Source organism: Endozoicomonas sp. ALB091 (assembly GCF_049310265.1).
GTDB lineage: Bacteria > Pseudomonadota > Gammaproteobacteria > Pseudomonadales > Endozoicomonadaceae > Endozoicomonas.
This window is the reverse complement of sequence record NZ_JBLYNQ010000007.1, coordinates 1,012,165-1,031,098: the sequence shown is the minus strand read 5'-3', so window position 1 is coordinate 1,031,098 and position 18,934 is coordinate 1,012,165. Positions and strand designations below refer to the sequence as shown.

Below are 18,934 nucleotides of genomic sequence, written 5' to 3'. Positions count from 1 at the left end.
GAGGAAAGCCTATTCGTGAAAAGTTCGATCGTTGACGATCATCATTTACCTCCCTGCTGGTTAACTACTTTTTGGTGCTCCTGAGTATCTGATCAGTCCTTTGACATCAGATTTCAGGAAAATAACAACGTTTAGTAAAAATCCGACTCGGCTTCAGCGTTTTTCAGTTGATCAAACAGTGATGCTGTTTTTTGCTCATAGGATGGAGTAGCAGCAGAATCTTGACGATCTACGTTCCTGGACCCTGGCACATCCACTGACATCGTTCTTTTGCTATCAGGAAGATCTTTTATCACAGAGCTGAGCTCGGCCCGTATGGGGTACTGACTTTTGTACCCCGAGTTTTTAAATTTGCTGATTTCAGCATTCACTCGCTGTTGAATAACGTCCAGGGGCGTGTCTGGTGAAAACGTCTGTTTGTAAACTTCGTAATGTCTCCTTCGGTACTCGTAGGTGATTTTAATACTGCGGGTGCGGGGTCCGTCGGATAATTCCGATGGCGTACCCACGGTTGCTGCTTTTTTTGCTCCGATCACAGACTTTGCCGGACTGGAAATGGATGCGGACCCGGTTCTCGAAGGCTCTGCCTGCGGTTTTTGAGTTTCTGTTTGAACGGAGGTGGAGTGATGTTGTTCCACCGATGGGGCCCATCTAACCGACTTTTTTCTGGCTTTTGGGTTTCTGGCTTTTGGGGCTATGGTATCCTGAGCACTGGTGCTTTGGTTGGTGTCCAGTCTTTCAGGTGTTTTTTTTGCCGGTTTAAGGTGGGGGTTGGCCACAGATACAACACTGATTGTGAGTTTCTTGTAGACAGGCTTTTCTTTTTGCATGGATTCAGAGGTTAGCTGAATATCATCCTCATTTTTAGGGCTCAATTGGGTTTCCGCCAAACTGTCAGTCTCTGTGGCAGAATCACTCAACGATGGAAGCACTGAGGCTTTATCCGGTTGGGTGCCCGTTTTCTCAGGTGTGTCATTGATTGCTGTTGCATCGTCATCTTCTTTATCAGCCCCGCTGATTTCCAACTCACCCACTTTACTTTCAAGGCTGTGCGTTATGGTTTGGGTAATCGGATTCTGATCTGCAGCTGCTGGTCCGGTTGTGATATCCATGGATGGCAGATAACTCGCGGAATCTCTGGTTATGACTTCATCTTCGAGATGACCACTATCGTCACTGCCGCTGGTTTCAGGCCCAGACTGATACTGTTCTTGACTGAAAAACTCATGCGCGGTTACAAACTGCTCCACGGGACTTCCTGGTGATCCCTGGTCTGTCTCTATATCAACTGGATATTCCTGAATTTCATAGACACCTTCTGTAGAAGATGCGGATGAGGAGGTACTGAGTTGGTCATCCTGTGAGAGCTGGTTTTGTAAAGTGCTGTCGGTTGAGCCTGATGGTGCTTCCGCCGTGTCGGCATCAGGCTGTTCAAACGGTGAGGCAGCAGCTGGAGCATCCTGAACGGTCAGTTCCGCCCATGTTTCTGATGATGACAGCCCGGTGATGTCCGGTTCAGTGATGTGCGTTTCGAGGCTCTGTTGGCGTATCGGTTTGATTTCAGTTGCCCTGACCGGTTGGCTGCTGAGGGAGGATTGAGGCTGGTCAGCACGATGCTCCCGTAAACGTGGCAGCGACGCTGTGTGTCCTTCTAATAAAATCCTTAAACGTTCAGCCTGTTCGTCTGCCCTGGCGAGAAGGGCAGAAAACGACTGGCTGGTGCTCTTCTTATTGGTGTTCAGTGTGAAAGCTGACTGATAGTGTTGATCCGGGATTTTCCGCTTTCTGGTCGGAAGCTGTTTGGCATGTCCCTCTGCTGAGGGATGCAGGTGAGAAGAGAGTTGCAGAGTATCAGAATCAGGCGAGAATTTATCAGTCTTCATGCCGTGGTAAAGCGTTTTTGCTTCTTCCCGGGACGACGCAGTGGCCGAATGGGGAAGGTTCTGCTCACGGGGACGGTGGATCGTATGATCGTAACCTGAACCTGGGTATTGTAGGTCCATTCTCACTCTCCTGATTAAAAACCTCCTCTTCAGATCATTGAGACCGTTTGAAAGTTTCCTGAGTTGACTATTTTCTCGCTAAGTAAATATTCGTATTTTTTAATTCTTTTGAAATCAAGGCGCTAATTTTTGCAACTGATGATTATATTAGTGATCTACGGCCGTACAAAGATGGTTTTTTATCATGAATTTTTTAATTATGTTTCGAGGCAATCGTTGATAAAATAATGTCAGCAAGACATGGGCTTACATTCATCAGGAGACCCGTGGGCCTCACAAGCACTCTGGTTCGAGTGCGCTAATTTGTCATGAGCCAGTGCTGATGGTTTTTGTGTCCTTTACTCATTGCCATGTCATGGCTTCGGCAGCAAACTTCCCTGTCCGGGCTGACAATGGTTATTCCTGTGTCGCTTTTTCTGTGTTTATGAAACCGTATGGCAAACAGGGTGATATCATTGATCAAGCTAGACCAGAAACGGCAAGGCAGGTATTGTTGATTACATGACTGACGAGAACAAACACTACATTCGCCGACGCAATGCGGGCGCATTACCCTGGGAAATTGAGCCGGATACCCGCAAGCAGGAAGAGCATCCTGTGTTTGGTCAGGCTCAGCCTGTCATCCGTGAGGGGGCCCGGGTTCAGCCTTTGCCGGAAGATTTTGCTCCATCCCGGGAAATTCTGGAGTTTCTCCAGGCCCATCAGGGCATACCCCTGGAATTTATTGCTACCCAGCTGGTTGATTTCAAGTTGTACTGGCATGAAACGGGTGAGGCGCGAAAAGCCTGGCAGAACAAGTTCAAATCCCACGTCATTTACCAGTGGAAGCGGAATCAAAGTGAAACAGGGCAAAGATCTCATCGATCAACAGCTGAAAAGCTTACAGACCGGAGCTGGGACGACGGCTTCCAGTTCGAAGACTGCGAGTGATCAGCGCTCCATCGCTCAACAAGCGCCTGCGGCCTGTGATCCGGCAGCGTCCGGACCTGGTACGCAACAGGCCCGTTCCGGGGCCGATCATGTTGATGCCATTAATGCGGTTTTCACGCTACTGGAAGATGCTTATCCCCTGAAGTTCAAGCGGGCTTTCCAAACCCATGAAGATATCATCCGAGCCAAGCGGGTCTGGAAAAACTCTCTGCAGGAATTCAGCCCCCGTCGTATTTTGATGGCGGCAAAAAAGGCGCTTGATACCGCTAAATTTTTTCCCGATCTCAGTGATATCCGTGAGCAGTGCAAGCTGCGATACGATGAAGTGGGGCTAAAAGAGCCCCTGCAGGCTTATTATGAGGCCTGTTATGCCCCGCACCAGCACAGAGACTATCCATGGTCGCATATTGCGGTCTATCTTGCCGCCCGTGAAACCGGTTGGATGATGCTGCGCAGTGAAGAACAGCGGATCGCTTTTCCGGTATTTGAGCGAAACTATGAAATACTCTGCAACCGGGTACTGGAAGGTGAAGATCTGGAGGCCAGTATCCTGAAAGGGATTGAAGATAGTCGCAGTAAAGAAGTCACCCGTCTGGCAGAAGAGGCGGCGCAACAGCATCAGCGGGAGACGATGATTTCCCAGGGTATTGATCCGGATAATGGGGCATCAGCCCGGGATCGGTTAAGGACAGTGTTTGACCAGGGCTGATACTGAATCATCCCTGATGCAATGCAGGGAGCCCTGAACTCCGTGCATCGACTGAACAGTATTGGCAGTAAATCCTGCGCGGTGATGTGTACGCAAAGCTGGCCTCTTGAATTTCTCGCCTCAAACCCTCATTAAACCGAATATTATTTTCCCGCCGACTGGAGTGTGGCCATGAATCCAAGCCGAGCCGATATTGAAGCGGCGATCCGCAGCTATCAGGACCCTTACCTGAAAAACAATTTGCTGGATGCTGGCTGTCTTGAATCCCTGAACATTGACCATGGCAACGTCAGCGCCTCACTGGTGCTGGGTTACCCGGCCAAAGGCCTGTGTCATGGGGTGGCCCAGATGCTGGCCAGTAAAATCGAAGATGTTGATGGCGTTGCGTCGGTGGATGTTTCGGTCAACTGGCAAGTGGATCCGGCACCGGTTCAGGGTGAGCTGGAAACCATGGCCGGTGTGAAGAACATCATTGCCGTGGCTTCCGGTAAAGGTGGGGTGGGTAAATCCACCACCGCAGCAAATCTGGCACTGGCACTGGCGGCAGAAGGTGCGCGGGTGGGTATTCTGGATGCCGATATCTATGGCCCGAGTATGGGGCAGATGTTTGGTATTGCCGATGGCACCCGGCCGGATGTGAAGAATGAGAAATTTTTCGTGCCCATTGAGGCCCATGGTATCCAGGTGATGTCCATGGCGTTTCTGGTGACCGAAGATACCCCTGTGGTATGGCGTGGCCCCATGGTCAGTGGTGCCCTGATTCAGTTGCTGACTCAGACGATGTGGCATGACCTGGATTACCTGGTGATTGACCTGCCTCCGGGCACCGGTGACATTCAGTTAACCCTGGCTCAGAAAATTCCGGTTTCCGGCAGTGTGGTGGTGACAACACCTCAGGATCTGGCGCTGATTGATGCCAGAAAAGGTGTGGAGATGTTCCGCAAGGTTGGTGTGCCTGTTCTGGGCGTGGTGGAAAATATGGCGGTTCATATCTGCTCAAACTGTGGCCATACCGAGCATCTGTTTGGTGAAGGTGGGGGAAGCCGTATCGCTGATCAGTTTGAAATCGACCTTTTGGGCTCCCTGCCTCTTTCCATGATGATTCGTGAACAGGCAGACCAGGGCGCGCCTACGGTTGTTTCTGAACCGGAATCACAGATCGCCATGATCTACCGGGATATGGCCAGGCACATGACGGCAAAACTGTGGTTACGTCATCAGCAGGCCCCGGCCGTGCCATCCCTGTCAGTGGTGGATGACTAAAAGTGTTTGATTTTCTGGCGGACTTTGTCCAGAAACTGGCTTAACCGGGGTTTGGCAATCTTATCCATGCGGTACAGGGTCAGCCAGTCAATATCCCTGCATTGGGTGACGGCCTTCAGGCTCAGTTTCATCATTTTGCGGGGTGGGTTACCGATCAGGGCCATCCGCCAGCGGGATGCGCCCTGGGTGGTAATGATCAGAATCTTCTTCAGGTTGGTTAGCTTTGGCTTTACCCCATCCGGACCAAAATCGGCCACGACCGAGGGAAGCCAGACTCGATCCAGCCAGCCCTTCAGGATGGCCGGCGGTCCCATCCACCAGGTGGGATAGATCATGATCAGGGCTTCAGCCCATTGCAGTTGTTGCACATAGTTCTCGACAGTAGCGGTGTTGTCCCTGTCCTTATAGGTTCTTCGCTCGGCGGTGCTCATTCTGGGCTCAAAATTTTCCTGATAGAGATCCAGCGTTTGTACCTCAAATGATTTTGCCCTCAGCTCATCAGACACCACCTGCAAGATGCTGGCGTTGTAACTCTCAGGAACCGGGTGGGCAAAGACAACCAGTGTTTTCATGCAAGCATTCACTCCATGCCTTTATTAGTCTGGCCTGATTGTAACGCTTATTGAATGGGGCGTAACCGCTGTGTGTTCGTCTATGCTTGGTTGATCACCCGATCTAAAAAGACTAACAGCATGGACAATTTCTTCCAGCAGTGGCGTACCTATCGAACCGTTGTTGACCAGGGCTACATGGGGCACAACAGTATTGCTGACCATATCCTCAGGCAGATAGAGCCGCTGCCGCAAGGTTCGGATATTCTTGATCTGGGCTGTGGCGATGCCGAGGTGTTTTTCCAGCTGCTACCGGAGCTGACGGTCAATGCGTATCGGGGCGTTGATAGTTCTGCTGCGGCTCTTGAGGTTTTGACCCGGCGTTTTAACGGCAGGGATGTGGCGTTTCAACTTGACTGTCAGGATATGATGGATTTTTTATCGTCCTGTGATGGTCAGTTTGACATTATTCTCGCCGGGTTTTGTATCCATCACCTGTCGTTTGATGATAAAAAACGGTGCCTGGAGATGGCTTATCGCTGTCTTCGAGAGCATGGGGTGATGTTTATCTACGATGTATTTTTACAGCCCGGCGAATCCCGGCAGCGATACCTTGCAAATTATCTGGCTTATATGCATTCCAACTGGATAGCCATGTCAGTTCAGGAGTTGGAGGCATTGAGTGCTCATATTACGGACTGTGACTTTCCGGAAGAGGTGCAGACGTTTCGGCAATGGTCAGAAGACGTCGGTTTTAAACAGGTCATAAACCTGTGGGAAGGGGAGTGGCATTCCCATAAGCTGCTTCAGCTTAACCGGGGGTGATGGCACAGTGACGGTTACTCTCTGTTCTCCCTGAATATTGATCTGGGTCAAGATAGTGGTTTACCGCAATAGGTCATACTGATCCCGACGGTGTTTCTTCCGGGAGCCAGGGATATGAATAATGACAACCCCTTAGTTAGCATGACGGCTGAACAAATCATGTGTCAGAAGGTGATGACTGTTCCCTCTGACTGGTCAGTGGATCGGTTGGCGCGCTTTTTGACGGATAAGGCCATTTCCGGTGCGCCGGTGGTGAATAATGCCGGACAGTTGATTGGCGTTGTGTCATTTTCCGATATTGTCCGGCATGCAGACAGTGGTCTGGTTGATCTGGCCAGGCGGGATGATGATTTTTACAGCACCATGATCGACGATTCACTGTCACCGGAAGATCAGCGCTCGTTTCATGATCTGGTGGATCAGTCCGTTCTGGTCAATGATATTATGACGCCGATGGTGTTTGAAGTGTCTCCGGATACACCGCTGATCCACGTCGCTGAAGCGATGGTTAAAGGGCGTATTCACCGGGTTATGGTCACCAGGGATCGCTCACTGAAGGGGGTAATCAGTGCGCTGGATCTGTTGAAGGTAATGACGCTTTAGCGTACTAAGCGTTGATACCCACACCGTTCGTGCTGAGCTTGTCGAAGTACGGTGGCACCATCCTTCGACAAGCTCAGGATGAACGGGGTGTACGGGTATTAACGCTTTGCCGCACTGGTGCATGGTTTCAATGAGTTTGACGTGTACAATCTCCGTTCACCCTGAGCGGAGTCGAAGGGTGCTTGGCACAATCTATCAGACTCCGGAGCTTCCGCCCTTCGACAGGCTCAGGACGAACGGAGTGCGGAGGCACGACAAACCGTCAAACGCATTGAAAGCATGTACTAGGTGTTTGCGGAGTATTGCTCCTGCATTTTCAGGATACTGTACATAAAAAAGGTACCGGTTGAACGGTACCTTTTTGAAGATCGCTAACCGTGTAGTCCAATCAAATCAGAAACGATTAACGAAAGATCCTCATTTCAACCCGACGATTCTGCGAACGGTCGCTTCCTTTGCTGTTGAGGGTAGCAGGGCTGTGTTTGCCTTTACCCGACGTTGTAATACGCTCTTCTTCTATACCTTTATGCATCAGGTAGGCTTTTACAGCGAGGGCCCGACTCTCAGAAAGATTCTGGTTTGCCCGGCTTGAACCAATTTTGCAGGTATAGCCCGTGAGTTCGATACGCCTGGAATCACCCATCTGTTCTGCCACCGTATCGAGTAACTTGCGATCTTCCATATCCAGAACCGAAGTTCCAAAATCAAAATATATGGCCTCGGGTGGCTTTTCCGCAAAAGCACAGAAGGGACCAAAGTCACAGTCGAAAACGCTGTTGGTTGATTGGTAATCACTGGCGGCCATTTCACTGCTGGTTTGCTTTAAGCCGCAGGCTGTTGTCAGAAGGGCTGCTGTCAGAAGGGCGGTTATTTTGAGTTGCCTTATCATGGTAATTCTCCATCCATGGTGTTTAATGATGTTTGATTCCCTTTAATGGGAATTTCTACTGAGTATAGTGTTGTGCTTTCCCGTTGCAGGGGCCTGTTGGGAAATCCTTTGGGCAGGTGTCAGTAAGACTGATTTTTGACAGAGTGTGGGGGTTTTCAGGGATGAGCGGCAGGACTCAGGGAGCCACTTGTAAAAGTGCTGCCTCCCGGTCACGCCTCCACACCCCTGATCATTCGACAGATGTGGAGATGTAACCCGGAGTCAGCAACCATCAGACATGAATTTCAGCGCCGGTTAAATCTCAGTCAGCACCAGGGCTGCTGCTTTGTAAGGCAGGTTTTGTGCCTGAGCAACGCTTTCACAGGTAACAACACCCCGGCAAACATTCAGGCCAGCCAACAGGTATGGATTGTCTTCCAGGGCCTTGCGAGTACCTTTGTTGGCAATCTGAAGAACATAAGGCAATGTTGCATTGTTCAGTGCCAGGGTAGAAGTACGGGCGACCGCCCCGGGCATGTTGGCAACGCAGTAATGCACCACTTCATCAACGATAAAGGTCGGTTCGGCATGGGTAGTCGCCACGGAAGTTTCTGCGCAGCCACCCTGATCAATGGCCACATCGACAATAACAGAACCTGATTTCATCCTGCTAACCAGCTCCCGGGTGATGAGCTTTGGCGCTGCTGCTCCGGGCAGCAGAACACTGCCGATGACCAGGTCAGCGGATAGCACATGCTGCTCAATAGACTGGGAAGTGGAGTATACGGTACGCACACGGTTGCCATATTGGGCATCCAGCCAGCGCAGGGCATCCACTGAACGGTCAAGTACCACCACCTCGGCACCCATGCCGACTGCCATCGCGGTGGCATTCTGGCCAACAACCCCGGCACCGATAATGACCACCTTGGCAGGTTCAACGCCGGGAACCCCGCCAAGCAGCATGCCGCGTCCGGCCATGGATTTTTCCAGACATCGTGCACCGGCCTGGATAGACATGCGCCCGGCCACTTCAGACATGGGGGCCAGCAGTGGCAAACGACCCCGGGCATCGGTTACGGTTTCGTAAGCGATACAGGTTGCCCCGGAATTGATCAGTTCTGTGGTCTGTGGCACATCTGGTGCAAGGTGCAGATAGGTGAACAGTGTGTGGTGGGGTTTCAGTCTGGTGCGCTCAACAGCCTGGGGCTCTTTTACTTTCACGATAAGCTCAGCTGCCTGAAAAACCGCTTCTGCCGTGTCCAGGATTGTGGCACCTGAGGCCAGATAGTCCTCATTGAAGAAACCGACGCCATTACCGGCATGGTCTTCAACAAACACCTCGTGTCCGTTGTGAACCAGCTCTTTAACAGCAGCCGGGGTCAGGCCTACGCGGTACTCGTGATTCTTGATTTCCTTGGGAATACCTATCCGCATATTCAACTCCATGATCCTATTAAATTGGGATATAACAATATTTAACATCAATTTTCACAGGATTTTATCTTGAATATGACTTTTTATTGGTTTTTTAATCTAAAAAATATTTTTGAATGAATTTTTTGCTCTGTGTTCAGGAAGACATAACAGATAAAGCCATATAACCGCCGGTAAATTAACTTTTGTTGAATATTGAACATCTCTCTGTGACTGGGCAGTATTGGCATAAAAAAGGCCTCAAAAATGATAAAGAGAGTAAGTCAGTCGGCATATTGCCCGGGAAGGCCAGTCTTGAGTCCGACAGGCTCCCGGGGCTGAAAGTGAGGCTTGCGCTTAAAAGAACCGGGGGATCTATCAATGCGAGATTTCAAAACAGAACTCGCTGACTATCCAGGGCGGTAGCATGAGGTGCACATATGTACTATTAACATACCTCCGGTATAGCCAGAGGTACGACAATGGCCAACTACACACCAATGGTCGTCAGGATTCAATCGCTAACTGAGCCTCGTAGCGATATACACGTTACATACCCTCTTCCAGAAGTCTTATTTATCGTTTATGTCAGTATTTTGAGTGGTTACACCACATGGCAAGGCATGGAGCGGTTCGCTAAATACAACCGACGCTGGTTTCGTCAGTTTTTTCCTTATAAATTTGGCTTCCCTACCCATCACACTATTGCAACAGTATGCAAGCTGCTTGACCCAGAAGCTTTTACGCAGTTATTTATCGATTGGGTAAGCGACACAATATCTGAGATAAATGCTCGTAAAATGGGGCCTCATCCAGAAAAAAACGACAATGTCATAGCTATTGACGGCAAGGCTCTGCGTGGCTCACGTCCAGCTAAAGGCAAGAAGTTGGTCCATATGGTCAGTGCTTACAGTTCAGAACTTAAGCTTATATTAGGTTTTACCCCCGTTGATAAGAAGTCCAATGAGATTACTGCCATTCCCGAAGTTATCGATGTGCTTTTTCTCGAAGGAGCCTTGATTACCAGTGATGCCATGGGGTGTCAGAAAAATATTTGCAAAAAAATCATTGATAAAAAAGCTGATTACCTGCTCTGCGCCAAGGACAATCAGCCGACTCTGAGCAGTAATATCGAAGCATATTTTTCAAAGTACATTGAAGAACACCCGGATGATCCGGAACCTGCTGATGACGAACCAGCCTTTGCAGAATCGATGGAGAAAAATCGGGGGCGTCAAGAACACCGGCGTTGTTGGGTTTTTAACGACATTGAGGATATAGACCCCAAGCATGAGTGGCCTGGCCTTAAGCAGTTTTCGGTTATCCAGAGAGACAGATTGGTTGGTAAAAAACAAACAACTGAATTGCATTTTTATATAGAGAGCCGAGAGATGACAGCCTCCAGTGTGCTGGCAGCAGTACGCAATCATTGGAGTATAGAAAATGGACAACACTTGTCACTGGATGTCAGCTTTCAAGAAGATGCCTCTAAAATCCATGAGCGAACAGCGGCAAAGAACGTTGCGACTGTAAGGCGGTGGTGTTTTAATGTACACAAACAAAGTAGCCGGTTTGAGAAAGAGAGTATGTCAGGCCGGATTGAACTGGCAGGGTTAGATCAGGACTATCGAACCGAGCTGGTACTTGAGAAGTTTTATCCTGACTAAACAGCGAGTTTAAATTCAGGCTGCAGAAGCAGCACAAGGTACAAGCTTCGTGTGAGGCCGGTGGCCTTTTGTGTCAATTTTCCATATTTTGGTTTCTTTTCATCAATCCTGCCTAAAATACGCGCTGGATTGTCTGAGAATATTCGATCTGCAATGTTGGCAGTCATGAGTAGAGCAAAAATATGAACTATGGTGCATCTGATGCGACCACCCTGGCTGACTATCATGAGTGCTGTCCGAACACTGCGTACATCGGTACCTTATTACCTGACATTGGCTGCTGAACTGAACAGACCGAAACCTGTGGAAGAGGCTTTCAGATAACAACCCGTGATGTACAGTATATGGAGAAATACCAACCTTCCTTGGTGATCGCAAAGAACCATACCAGACTACCGCCTACTAAAAAGAAAAGATCGTCGCATACATACTTTTGCTGCGCACCGAAAGTACCGGTTTTTTGCGATCACACAGTATTGAAAAGTGAGCTATATGCCCGGGATGAAACTGGATTATGTCGTGACTTCAGCAGGTAATATGGTGACCATAGCCAAAAGGAGCCTTGATGACAAAGAGCTTATGGAGGCGCTGTCATCCAGAGCGACGTGCTCAGGGTGCAATATTTATTTTTTGCAGGGTACCAAAGTTACGGTTTGCGGCCATCGGGTTTGTAACCAGTGCTGGATCAGTAATGAACAACGCTGTCCCAATCGTCGGTGTGGCGATGACAAGAAACTGGAAAACTACGATATTTCCAGCATGGATGAGATTGGCAGGTTGTTTGTGCACTGTCCGCTGAGTGGCTGTAGAGAAATACTCTCCTATGCAGAAACTGACGCACATATAGCTGCACATGACCTGCCGGAACCTGGTCAGAATAATGAATGACTCGCTGCCCGGCTGAGTCAGTGAAGAGAGTTTGACGGGCAGGAAATGGGGCTTATCATGGGCGACTTTGGCCAATATGAATTGTGTTCTGATCATCAATGATCAGCTGCACAGACTGATTTTACTGTTTTGTTGTTGTATATCTATGTCACTACTGAAAAAAGCAATGGCGTCGTTGTCGATAGGTGCCGCCAAAGTGGATGCCGTGCTCGAGCAGCCAGAGTTGATTCCGGGCAAACGGGTGGATTTCACCATTCGGGTTAACGGGGGTGTCGCTGAACAACAGATTGATAACATCTATCTGAATATCTGCTGCCAATATTTTGCCGAGCTGGAAAAGCGTAAGGGCGGTGATGAAGGAACCGTGACTGAAAAGGTAAAACAGACCTGCTCTTTAAGCCAGTGGTCATTGCCGGAAACCTTTATTATTGCTCCGGGTGAAGAACGAATATTCAATGCCAGTTTTATTTTGCCCTATAACACACCCATTACCCTGGGCGAGGGTAAGGTATGGCTGGAAACCGGGCTGGATATCCAGTTTGCCATAGATCCTTCGGATACTGACTTGCTGGTAGTAAGGCCGGATGCATTGCTGGCCGGTCTGTTTGATGGACTCACCAACGCCGGTTTGCAGTTGCGCCAGGCGGAGTGTGAAGCCGCCAGTGGCTTTGCGCTGCCGTTTGTTCAGGAGTTTGAATTTATCCCGGTCTCCGGGAAGTTTCTTGGCCGCTGGCGGGAGCTGGAAATTGTTGCCTGGCGCGATGAGCAACAGCTTAAACTCTGGTTTGAAGTCGATCGTCAGCAACGGGGTTTGCAGGGTATGTTATCTGGACTGCTGGGTAGGGGGGAGTTGCATCGACACCTGGAAATATCGGTGGAGACAACGCCGGAAGCACTGGCTGAACAGGTGATTGCGTTTCTTGATCAGACAATGTGATCTGCAATTTTCTGCTGAGCCAGTGCTTTGACATCATCGTTTTATCGACTATTTTTTATTGGCGTATTTCATGGAATCCAGAGCTACGGCAAAGATAATAATCCCCCCCTTGATAATAAACTGCCAGTAAGGGTTGATGCCGATATAAGTCATACCGTAGTTAATGATGGTAAAGATCAATACGCCGGTGACCACGCCCATGATACTGCCGACGCCACCGGCAAAAGATACTCCGCCAACCACACAGGCGGCAATGGCATCCAGCTCATACAAAAAGCCCAGGTTATTGGTGGCAGAGCCGATACGGCCAGCTTCCAGAAGACCGGCAAAGGCATAAAACACGCCGGAAAGCGCATACACCTTCAGCAGGGTAAGTGGTACGTTGACACCAGAGACTTTGGCCGCCTCCGGGTTACCACCGATGGCAAAGATGTTTTTGCCAAAGACGGTTTTGTTCCACAGTACCCAGCTGAAAATAATGGCAATAACCGCATAGAAGGTGATGTAGGAAAGCCGGAAGTCACCCAGTCGGATAAAGCCCTGGGTAAATTCGGAGAACTGAGTGGCAAAACCGGCCACTGGCGAAGCGCCCACATAGTCATAGTAGAGGGAGTTCACGCCATAGACGATAATCATCGTACCCATGGTAGCGATGAACGGCGTCACTTTCAGGTAGGCGACCACCAGCCCGTTCACCAGACCAATCAATGCACCAATGGCACAGACAATCATGATAACGGCAGGGATCGGCAGTGGCCCCAGCTCCGGGAAGACTTTGTTGACATTTTCCAAAGCTTGCAACAGGGTTGCCGAGATGACCGCTGCCAGACCAACCTGCCGACCGGCAGAAAGGTCGGTTCCCTGGGTAACGATCAGACTGGCAACCCCCAGGGCGATAATAATTCTGACCGACGACTGGGTCAGGATATTGCTGAGGTTTCTTAAACTTACAAACGACGGTTCTTGTATAATAATCACCGCCAGAAGAATCAGCAGCACCGCATAGATACCACCTTCTTTTACCAGGCGCAGAACACTCAGTTGTTTTCCCGCCGTCAGACTGCTGGCAACACTCATGGCAGTCTCTCCCCTTGTTCGTTTCAGTAAATAAAAAATGCGTTATAGATAGCGTGCAGCCAGTTCAAGAATTTCGTGCTGCGTGGTTTCCCTGGTATTGACAATGCCGGCAACCCGACCATTACTCATTACCATGATGCGGTCAGTGACACCCAGCAACTCAGGCATTTCTGATGAAATCATAATGATGCCTTTATCCTTTTTGGCCAGGTCCAGAATCAGCTGATAGATTTCAAACTTGGCACCCACATCAATCCCCCGGGTCGGTTCATCCAGCATCAGGATTTCCGGTTGGGTCAGAAGCCAGCGGCCAATGACCACTTTCTGTTGGTTACCGCCAGAGAGTGAGCCGATGTGCGTGTTATGACTAGGTGTTTTTACCTTCATGGCATCAATGACCCACTGAGTATCCGCCCCCATGGTCTGATTACTTAATAAGCCAAAACGTTGTTTGTACTTTTCAATATTGGCAATCAGAGCGTTAAAGGTGATATCGAGTGTGGCGTAGATACCCGTCGCACGTCGCTCTTCGGTGACCAGAGAGAAGCCATTCTGGATGGCCTGGTATGCATCCTTATTGTCCAGTGTCTTTCCATGCAGCTTGATAACGCCCGCGCTTTTATCGCGAATACCAAAAATGGTTTCCACGACATCGCTACGACGGGCACCCACCAGACCGGCGATACCGAGAATTTCCCCTTTACGGAGTTCAAAGCTGACATCCTGTATGGAGGGCTGGTTTTTGGCGGTCAAATGCTCAACCTGAAGGATCACTTCTTTCGGCTGGTGATCCCGCTGAGGGAATCGCTGGGTCAGTTCCCGCCCCACCATCAGGCTGATGATCTGGTCCATATCCAGACCTGCCAGTGGCCGGGTAGTCACCCATTGACCATCCCGAAGTATGGTAATGTCGTCGCAGATAGAAAAAATTTCTTCCATCTTATGAGAGATGTAGACAATACCGCAGCCACGCTCTTTTAATTTATTAATGATGGTAAACAGGTGGCGGACTTCTTTTTCTGAAAGGGACGAAGTCGGTTCATCCATAATGACAATTTTGGCGTTGTAGGAAAATGCCTTGGCAATTTCCACCATCTGTCGTTTGGAAACAGACAGATCCGCCACCTTATCTTTTGGATCAACATCAATATCCAGCTCGTCAAAGATCTTTTTGGTTTCGTCGTACATGGTTTTGTGATCAATAAAACCATGTTTCTTTGGGTAACGACCCAACCAGACATTGTCCATCACGCTGGATTGCAATACCTGGTTCAGCTCCTGATGCACCATGGAAACACCGTGAGTGAGTGCTTCCTTTGATGAGGTAAATTCAGTGGCCTTGCCTTGAAAATAAATACTGCCTTCGTCTTTTTCATAAATACCGAAAAGACATTTTAAGAGTGTTGATTTACCGGCACCATTTTCCCCCATCAGGGCATGGACGGAGTGAGGACGCACTTTTAGATTAACCCGGTCCAGGGCTTTTACTCCGGGAAATGATTTGCTGATGTCGGTCATTTCCAGAAGCCATTCACTGTCGTTAATCAAATGGTTGCTGGTATCCATAGCATTCTGACTTTTCAGAGATAAAGAGCACCCGGCAAGGGCACCGGAAATGCCCGGGAGGCTGCTCTTTTGAATGAGAAACGGAGTTGAAAGATTTGGCCTGGTTTCCTCTCGTTCCCATGCTCCTGCGTGGGAACGAGAGGTTAGTCAGACCTAAACCTGCCTGTCACAAGTCGTCTTTATCGACACCCACGTAAGGTATGCGAACGATTTTATTTTCGATATTCCAGTTGGTGCCTTCACCTGCGGTTTTGCCATTGGCCAGGTTATTGGCTAACTGAAAAGCAGCTTTGGCCTGGTTATTGGCGTCGTTCAGTACGGTTCCCTGCATCTGCCCGCCTTTAATCAGTGCCAGTGCTTCTGTCAGGGCATCAACGCCAAACACGGGAATGGCGGATTTACCGGCGGCTTTCAGGGACTCGATAGCGCCCATGGCCATGGCATCATTGTTGGCGATAACCACTTCAATTTTGTCGGCATTCGGGCCAGAGATCCAGGCATCAACCTTGTCTTTTGCCATGGCGGTATCCCACATGGCGGTATCCATATGGAGTTCTGCCGTCGGGTAGCCCCGGTCATTCAGGGTAGAGATGACATAGGACGTTCTTGCTTCTGCGTCCGGGTGGCCGGGCTCACCTTTCAGTAATACATACTGGATCTTGCCATCACCGTTCAGATCCCAGGCTGAGTTTCTGGCCCAGTGCTCAGCAATCAGTTCTCCCTGGATAATGCCCGATTCCTTGGAGTCAGTGCCAACGTAGTAAGCATGCTTATAACTGGCCAGGGCTTCAGCGGAGGGCTCTTTGTTGTAGAAGACAATGGGAACATCATCGTACTTGGCTTTTTGAATGATGACCGGAGCGGCAGCAGGGTCCACCAGATTAATCGCCAGAGCATTCACCCCTCTGGCCAGCATAATGTCAACCTGGTCATTCTGCTTGGACTGATCGTTCTGCGAGTCGTTCATCAGCAGTCGAACACCGTCAACCTTGTCGGCTTCTGCTTCGATAGCCCGGCGAACGCTTGCCATAAAGTTATCGTCGTATTTGTAAACGGTAACGCCAAGGGTCGTGCTGGCCTGAGCGGCACTGCCAATGGTCATCGCTGCCATCATGGCAGCCAGCGCTGTGACTTTTTTCATGGTTGTCCTTCGGTGAATTTCTGTGTGCTTTGATGGTATCAAACAGTGCTTGCTGTTAGGGTAAGGCAGCTCAACGAAATGTAACAAAGTCTTAAAAAAGTGATCATAAAAAGATAAGTCGATCGACGTTCATATTGTCAGGGATCAATAGTTTTGCTCAGCGCTGATTGGGATAATCCTGACTGACGACGTGGTCATTATATGGTTAGGGGGAACGATGAGGGCATCGCACCGGATTTTTGTGGTGGATGATGATGATGGCATTCGGCAGTTACTGGCTGAATACCTGACAAAGCATGGTTTTGCTGTAGAAACATCACCGGATGGTGAGTCTTTTCTGGAACGGTTCCAATCACTGTCCGTGGAAGAAACCCGGAATGCGCTGGTGGTGCTGGATATCATGATGCCGGGTATTGATGGCTTTGATGTCTGTCGGCAGTTGAGAACCTTTACCAAAGTCCCTGTGATCATGCTCACTGCCGTATCCGATGAAATGGACCGTATTGTTGGTCTGGAAATCGGGGCAGACGATTACCTTGCCAAACCCTTTAACCCGAGGGAGCTACTGGCCCGAATCAAAGCCATTTTCCGGCGCAGTGAGCAGACCGCTGAGGTGCTGCCGCCTTCACGGTTTTGCTGTTTTCATGGCCTTCGCCTGGATATGGTTACCCGGTCATTGTCTGATATGGAAGGGGAAGCCCTGCCGCTCTCTGGTGCTGATTACAATCTGTTGATGCTCTTTGTGAACAATGCCGGCAGGGTGTTGAGTCGTGAGTATATTGCTGGCGAAACCCGCAAACGCGGTTCAGATCCACTGGACCGTTTTATTGATGTCCATATCAGCCGTCTCCGCCAGTGTCTGGGTGATGATGCCAGGTCACCGGCGATCATCAAAACCGTGCGAGGTGCCGGATACCTGATGGCCACCGAGGTTCGATTTTCTCATGATGCCACTGTGCCTGTTCTTTCGTGAGCGTAAGGATGAGCGGCGTCATAAAAGAGTATTGGCAAATCCTCAAACACCAGCTTCATGAGTGCTCACCAAGGACGCTGGCCGGCCGTTTCCTGATGGTGATGTTTGCCCTGGTGTTCACCTCTCAGCTTCTGGTGAATCATCTCTGGGAGCGGGAAACCGAGAGTGACCGGCAGGAAGCGCTTGCCAGAGTATCAACCAGTGTGGCGCTGCGTATGTCGGCTACCACTGAATATTTTGTGACATTGCCTGCCTCACTCCGTAAGGCCGCTATCAACAAACTGCGTTACATGGGAGGAGCCCGTTACTTCATCACCCTGAATCCGGAGTTTATTAAACTGGTGCCTTATGAGAACTCATTGGCCCATCAAACGGTGGTGAATGTCTTTAAGGCAGTACTTAAAAACGCCAATCATATCAGTGGTCGGGTCGAGGTGGCTTTTTCCCGACCGGAAACGCTGAAGGTGTTTGATAATCAAACGCTGCTGCAGGATCTGCCCGATAACTGGGGCCGGGAAACGTTATTGGTTGAGCCTCTGGATCTTCCGGTTCTGGTAATACAGGTTCAACTTGAAAACAGTGAGTGGCTATACCTGGCAACCCTGATGCCAGACTCATCCATTCTCTCGGCTGATGACTCCTCCCCGGCACCTTTGCAAACTTCCTATTTGATCTGGATGCTGGTGCTGCTGGTATTTGCGACCATGGCTATCTATTTTATGGTTCGTCCTTTTGCGGCGTTATCCAAAGCAGCAAACGATTTTGGGCGGGATCTGGAGCCTGTGGCCATTCCTGAACGGGGTTGTCTGGAGTATGAAAGAACGGCCCGGGCTTTTAACCAGATGCAGCAGAATATCCGCCATTATATGAGTGACCGGAAACAGTTGTTTTCGGGGATTTCCCATGACCTGAAAACGCCGATTACCCGACTGCGCCTGCGAGCCGAAATGCTGGATGATGACGCCAAGCGGGAGCCGTTTATCCATGACCTGGAACACCTGGAAATCATGGTCAAGTCGGCCCTGCAGGTGGTCAGCAATACCGATATCCATGAAAACCCCCGGGTGGTTGATCTGGAAAGAATGCTGAATGACATGACACTGGCTGCCCAATCGGTTGGGCAGAGGGCCTGGCTGCATACACCGTTCCTGAATCATCCTGAAGGTGACGGGCGTTATAACATCACCGGCAAACCGCTGGCGCTTAAACGGTGTCTGGAGAACCTGATTGGCAATGCGATTGTTTATGGGGCACCGGCCAATGTTTATATTGAGCGGGTAGCCGATCAGGTCATCATTACTGTCCGTGATAACGGGCCCGGTATTCCAGAGGGGATGGAAGAAACGATTTTCAAACCTTATTTCCGGCTGGACTACGGCTGTCAGAAGAACCCGGATGGTAACGGTCTTGGGCTGATCACCGCTCGCCACCTGGCGCGGATTCATGGTGGCAGCCTCAGACTTCGTAACCATCCGGAGGGTGGGCTGGAGGTTACCCTGACACTGCCAGTCGCATGA

The 18,934-nt window shown here is 49.9% G+C and carries 17 protein-coding genes; 10 read left to right on the top strand and 7 right to left on the bottom strand.

What is annotated here, in order from left to right; translation table 11 throughout:
• Nucleotides 1-131: 131 nt before the first annotated feature.
• On the bottom strand, nt 132-2,003 hold the full coding sequence (locus ACO6UX_RS16270) for a hypothetical protein (RefSeq protein WP_422449343.1): 1,872 nt from the start codon (nt 2,001-2,003) through the stop codon (nt 132-134).
• Nucleotides 2,004-2,504: 501 nt separating this feature from the next.
• Here ACO6UX_RS16270 and ACO6UX_RS16265 point away from each other — a divergent pair.
• The 3 genes from ACO6UX_RS16265 to apbC all read left to right on the top strand — a co-directional run bounded on the left by ACO6UX_RS16265 (nt 2,505) and on the right by apbC (nt 4,905).
• The gene (locus tag ACO6UX_RS16265) at nt 2,505-2,933 is read left to right on the top strand and encodes a DnaT-like ssDNA-binding domain-containing protein (RefSeq protein ID WP_422449341.1); all 429 of its coding nucleotides are present in this window, start codon (nt 2,505-2,507) and stop codon (nt 2,931-2,933) included.
• Complete coding sequence (locus ACO6UX_RS16260; RefSeq protein ID WP_422449339.1) at nt 2,842-3,642, top strand: replication protein P; 801 nt, start codon at nt 2,842-2,844, stop codon at nt 3,640-3,642. The genes ACO6UX_RS16265 and ACO6UX_RS16260 overlap by 92 nt, the downstream gene beginning before the upstream one ends.
• A 171-nt stretch (nt 3,643-3,813) precedes the next feature.
• Nucleotides 3,814-4,905, top strand: a complete 1,092-nt coding sequence (gene apbC, locus ACO6UX_RS16255; protein ID WP_422449337.1) for an iron-sulfur cluster carrier protein ApbC — start codon at nt 3,814-3,816, stop codon at nt 4,903-4,905.
• On the opposite strand, the gene ACO6UX_RS16250 is transcribed toward apbC, so the two are convergent.
• On the bottom strand, nt 4,902-5,477 hold the full coding sequence (locus ACO6UX_RS16250) for an NAD(P)H-dependent oxidoreductase (protein WP_422449335.1): 576 nt from the start codon (nt 5,475-5,477) through the stop codon (nt 4,902-4,904). The two genes, apbC and ACO6UX_RS16250, sit on opposite strands and share 4 nt — an antisense overlap.
• A gap of 120 nt (nt 5,478-5,597) precedes the next feature.
• On the opposite strand from ACO6UX_RS16250, the gene ACO6UX_RS16245 reads away from it, so the two are divergent.
• A complete protein-coding gene (locus ACO6UX_RS16245) occupies nt 5,598-6,281 on the top strand; it encodes a class I SAM-dependent methyltransferase (RefSeq protein WP_422449333.1) in 684 nt (227 codons plus the stop codon).
• Between the two features lie 114 nt (nt 6,282-6,395).
• A complete protein-coding gene (locus tag ACO6UX_RS16240; RefSeq protein ID WP_422449331.1) occupies nt 6,396-6,884 on the top strand; it encodes a CBS domain-containing protein in 489 nt (162 codons plus the stop codon).
• A gap of 403 nt (nt 6,885-7,287) precedes the next feature.
• Here the strand turns inward: ACO6UX_RS16240 and ACO6UX_RS16235 are convergent, their stop codons facing one another.
• On the bottom strand, nt 7,288-7,773 hold the full coding sequence (locus ACO6UX_RS16235) for an OmpA family protein (protein ID WP_422449329.1): 486 nt from the start codon (nt 7,771-7,773) through the stop codon (nt 7,288-7,290).
• 294 nt (nt 7,774-8,067) lie between these two features.
• On the bottom strand, nt 8,068-9,189 hold the full coding sequence (gene ald, locus ACO6UX_RS16230; protein ID WP_422449327.1) for an alanine dehydrogenase: 1,122 nt from the start codon (nt 9,187-9,189) through the stop codon (nt 8,068-8,070).
• Between the two features lie 461 nt (nt 9,190-9,650).
• On the opposite strand from ald, the gene ACO6UX_RS16225 reads away from it, so the two are divergent.
• The 3 genes from ACO6UX_RS16225 (at nt 9,651) to ACO6UX_RS16215 (ending at nt 12,660) form a co-directional block, all read left to right on the top strand.
• Nucleotides 9,651-10,835, top strand: coding sequence for an ISAs1 family transposase (locus ACO6UX_RS16225; RefSeq protein ID WP_422445646.1), 1,185 nt, complete (start codon nt 9,651-9,653; stop codon nt 10,833-10,835).
• 483 nt (nt 10,836-11,318) lie between these two features.
• Nucleotides 11,319-11,723 (top strand): hypothetical protein, encoded by a 405-nt coding sequence (locus ACO6UX_RS16220; protein WP_422449325.1) that lies wholly within the window; start codon nt 11,319-11,321, stop codon nt 11,721-11,723.
• 145 nt (nt 11,724-11,868) lie between these two features.
• Nucleotides 11,869-12,660 carry a sporulation protein gene (locus ACO6UX_RS16215; protein ID WP_422449323.1) on the top strand — a complete coding sequence of 264 codons (792 nt, stop codon included), beginning with the start codon at nt 11,869-11,871 and terminating at the stop codon, nt 12,658-12,660.
• Between the two features lie 48 nt (nt 12,661-12,708).
• Here ACO6UX_RS16215 and mglC read toward each other — a convergent pair whose 3' ends face one another.
• The 3 genes from mglC to mglB all read right to left on the bottom strand — a co-directional run bounded on the left by mglC (nt 12,709) and on the right by mglB (nt 16,444).
• A complete protein-coding gene (mglC, locus tag ACO6UX_RS16210; RefSeq protein WP_101744865.1) occupies nt 12,709-13,737 on the bottom strand; it encodes a galactose/methyl galactoside ABC transporter permease MglC in 1,029 nt (342 codons plus the stop codon).
• 42 nt (nt 13,738-13,779) lie between these two features.
• Nucleotides 13,780-15,303: a galactose/methyl galactoside ABC transporter ATP-binding protein MglA gene (mglA, locus tag ACO6UX_RS16205; protein ID WP_422449321.1), complete on the bottom strand. Its 1,524-nt coding sequence runs from the start codon at nt 15,301-15,303 to the stop codon at nt 13,780-13,782.
• Between the two features lie 166 nt (nt 15,304-15,469).
• Nucleotides 15,470-16,444 (bottom strand): galactose/glucose ABC transporter substrate-binding protein MglB, encoded by a 975-nt coding sequence (gene mglB, locus ACO6UX_RS16200; RefSeq protein ID WP_422449319.1) that lies wholly within the window; start codon nt 16,442-16,444, stop codon nt 15,470-15,472.
• A gap of 217 nt (nt 16,445-16,661) precedes the next feature.
• On the opposite strand from mglB, the gene ACO6UX_RS16195 reads away from it, so the two are divergent.
• Nucleotides 16,662-17,417 (top strand): response regulator, encoded by a 756-nt coding sequence (locus ACO6UX_RS16195; RefSeq protein ID WP_422449317.1) that lies wholly within the window; start codon nt 16,662-16,664, stop codon nt 17,415-17,417.
• An 8-nt stretch (nt 17,418-17,425) separates the two neighbouring features.
• The gene (locus tag ACO6UX_RS16190; protein WP_422449315.1) at nt 17,426-18,934 is read left to right on the top strand and encodes an ATP-binding protein; all 1,509 of its coding nucleotides are present in this window, start codon (nt 17,426-17,428) and stop codon (nt 18,932-18,934) included.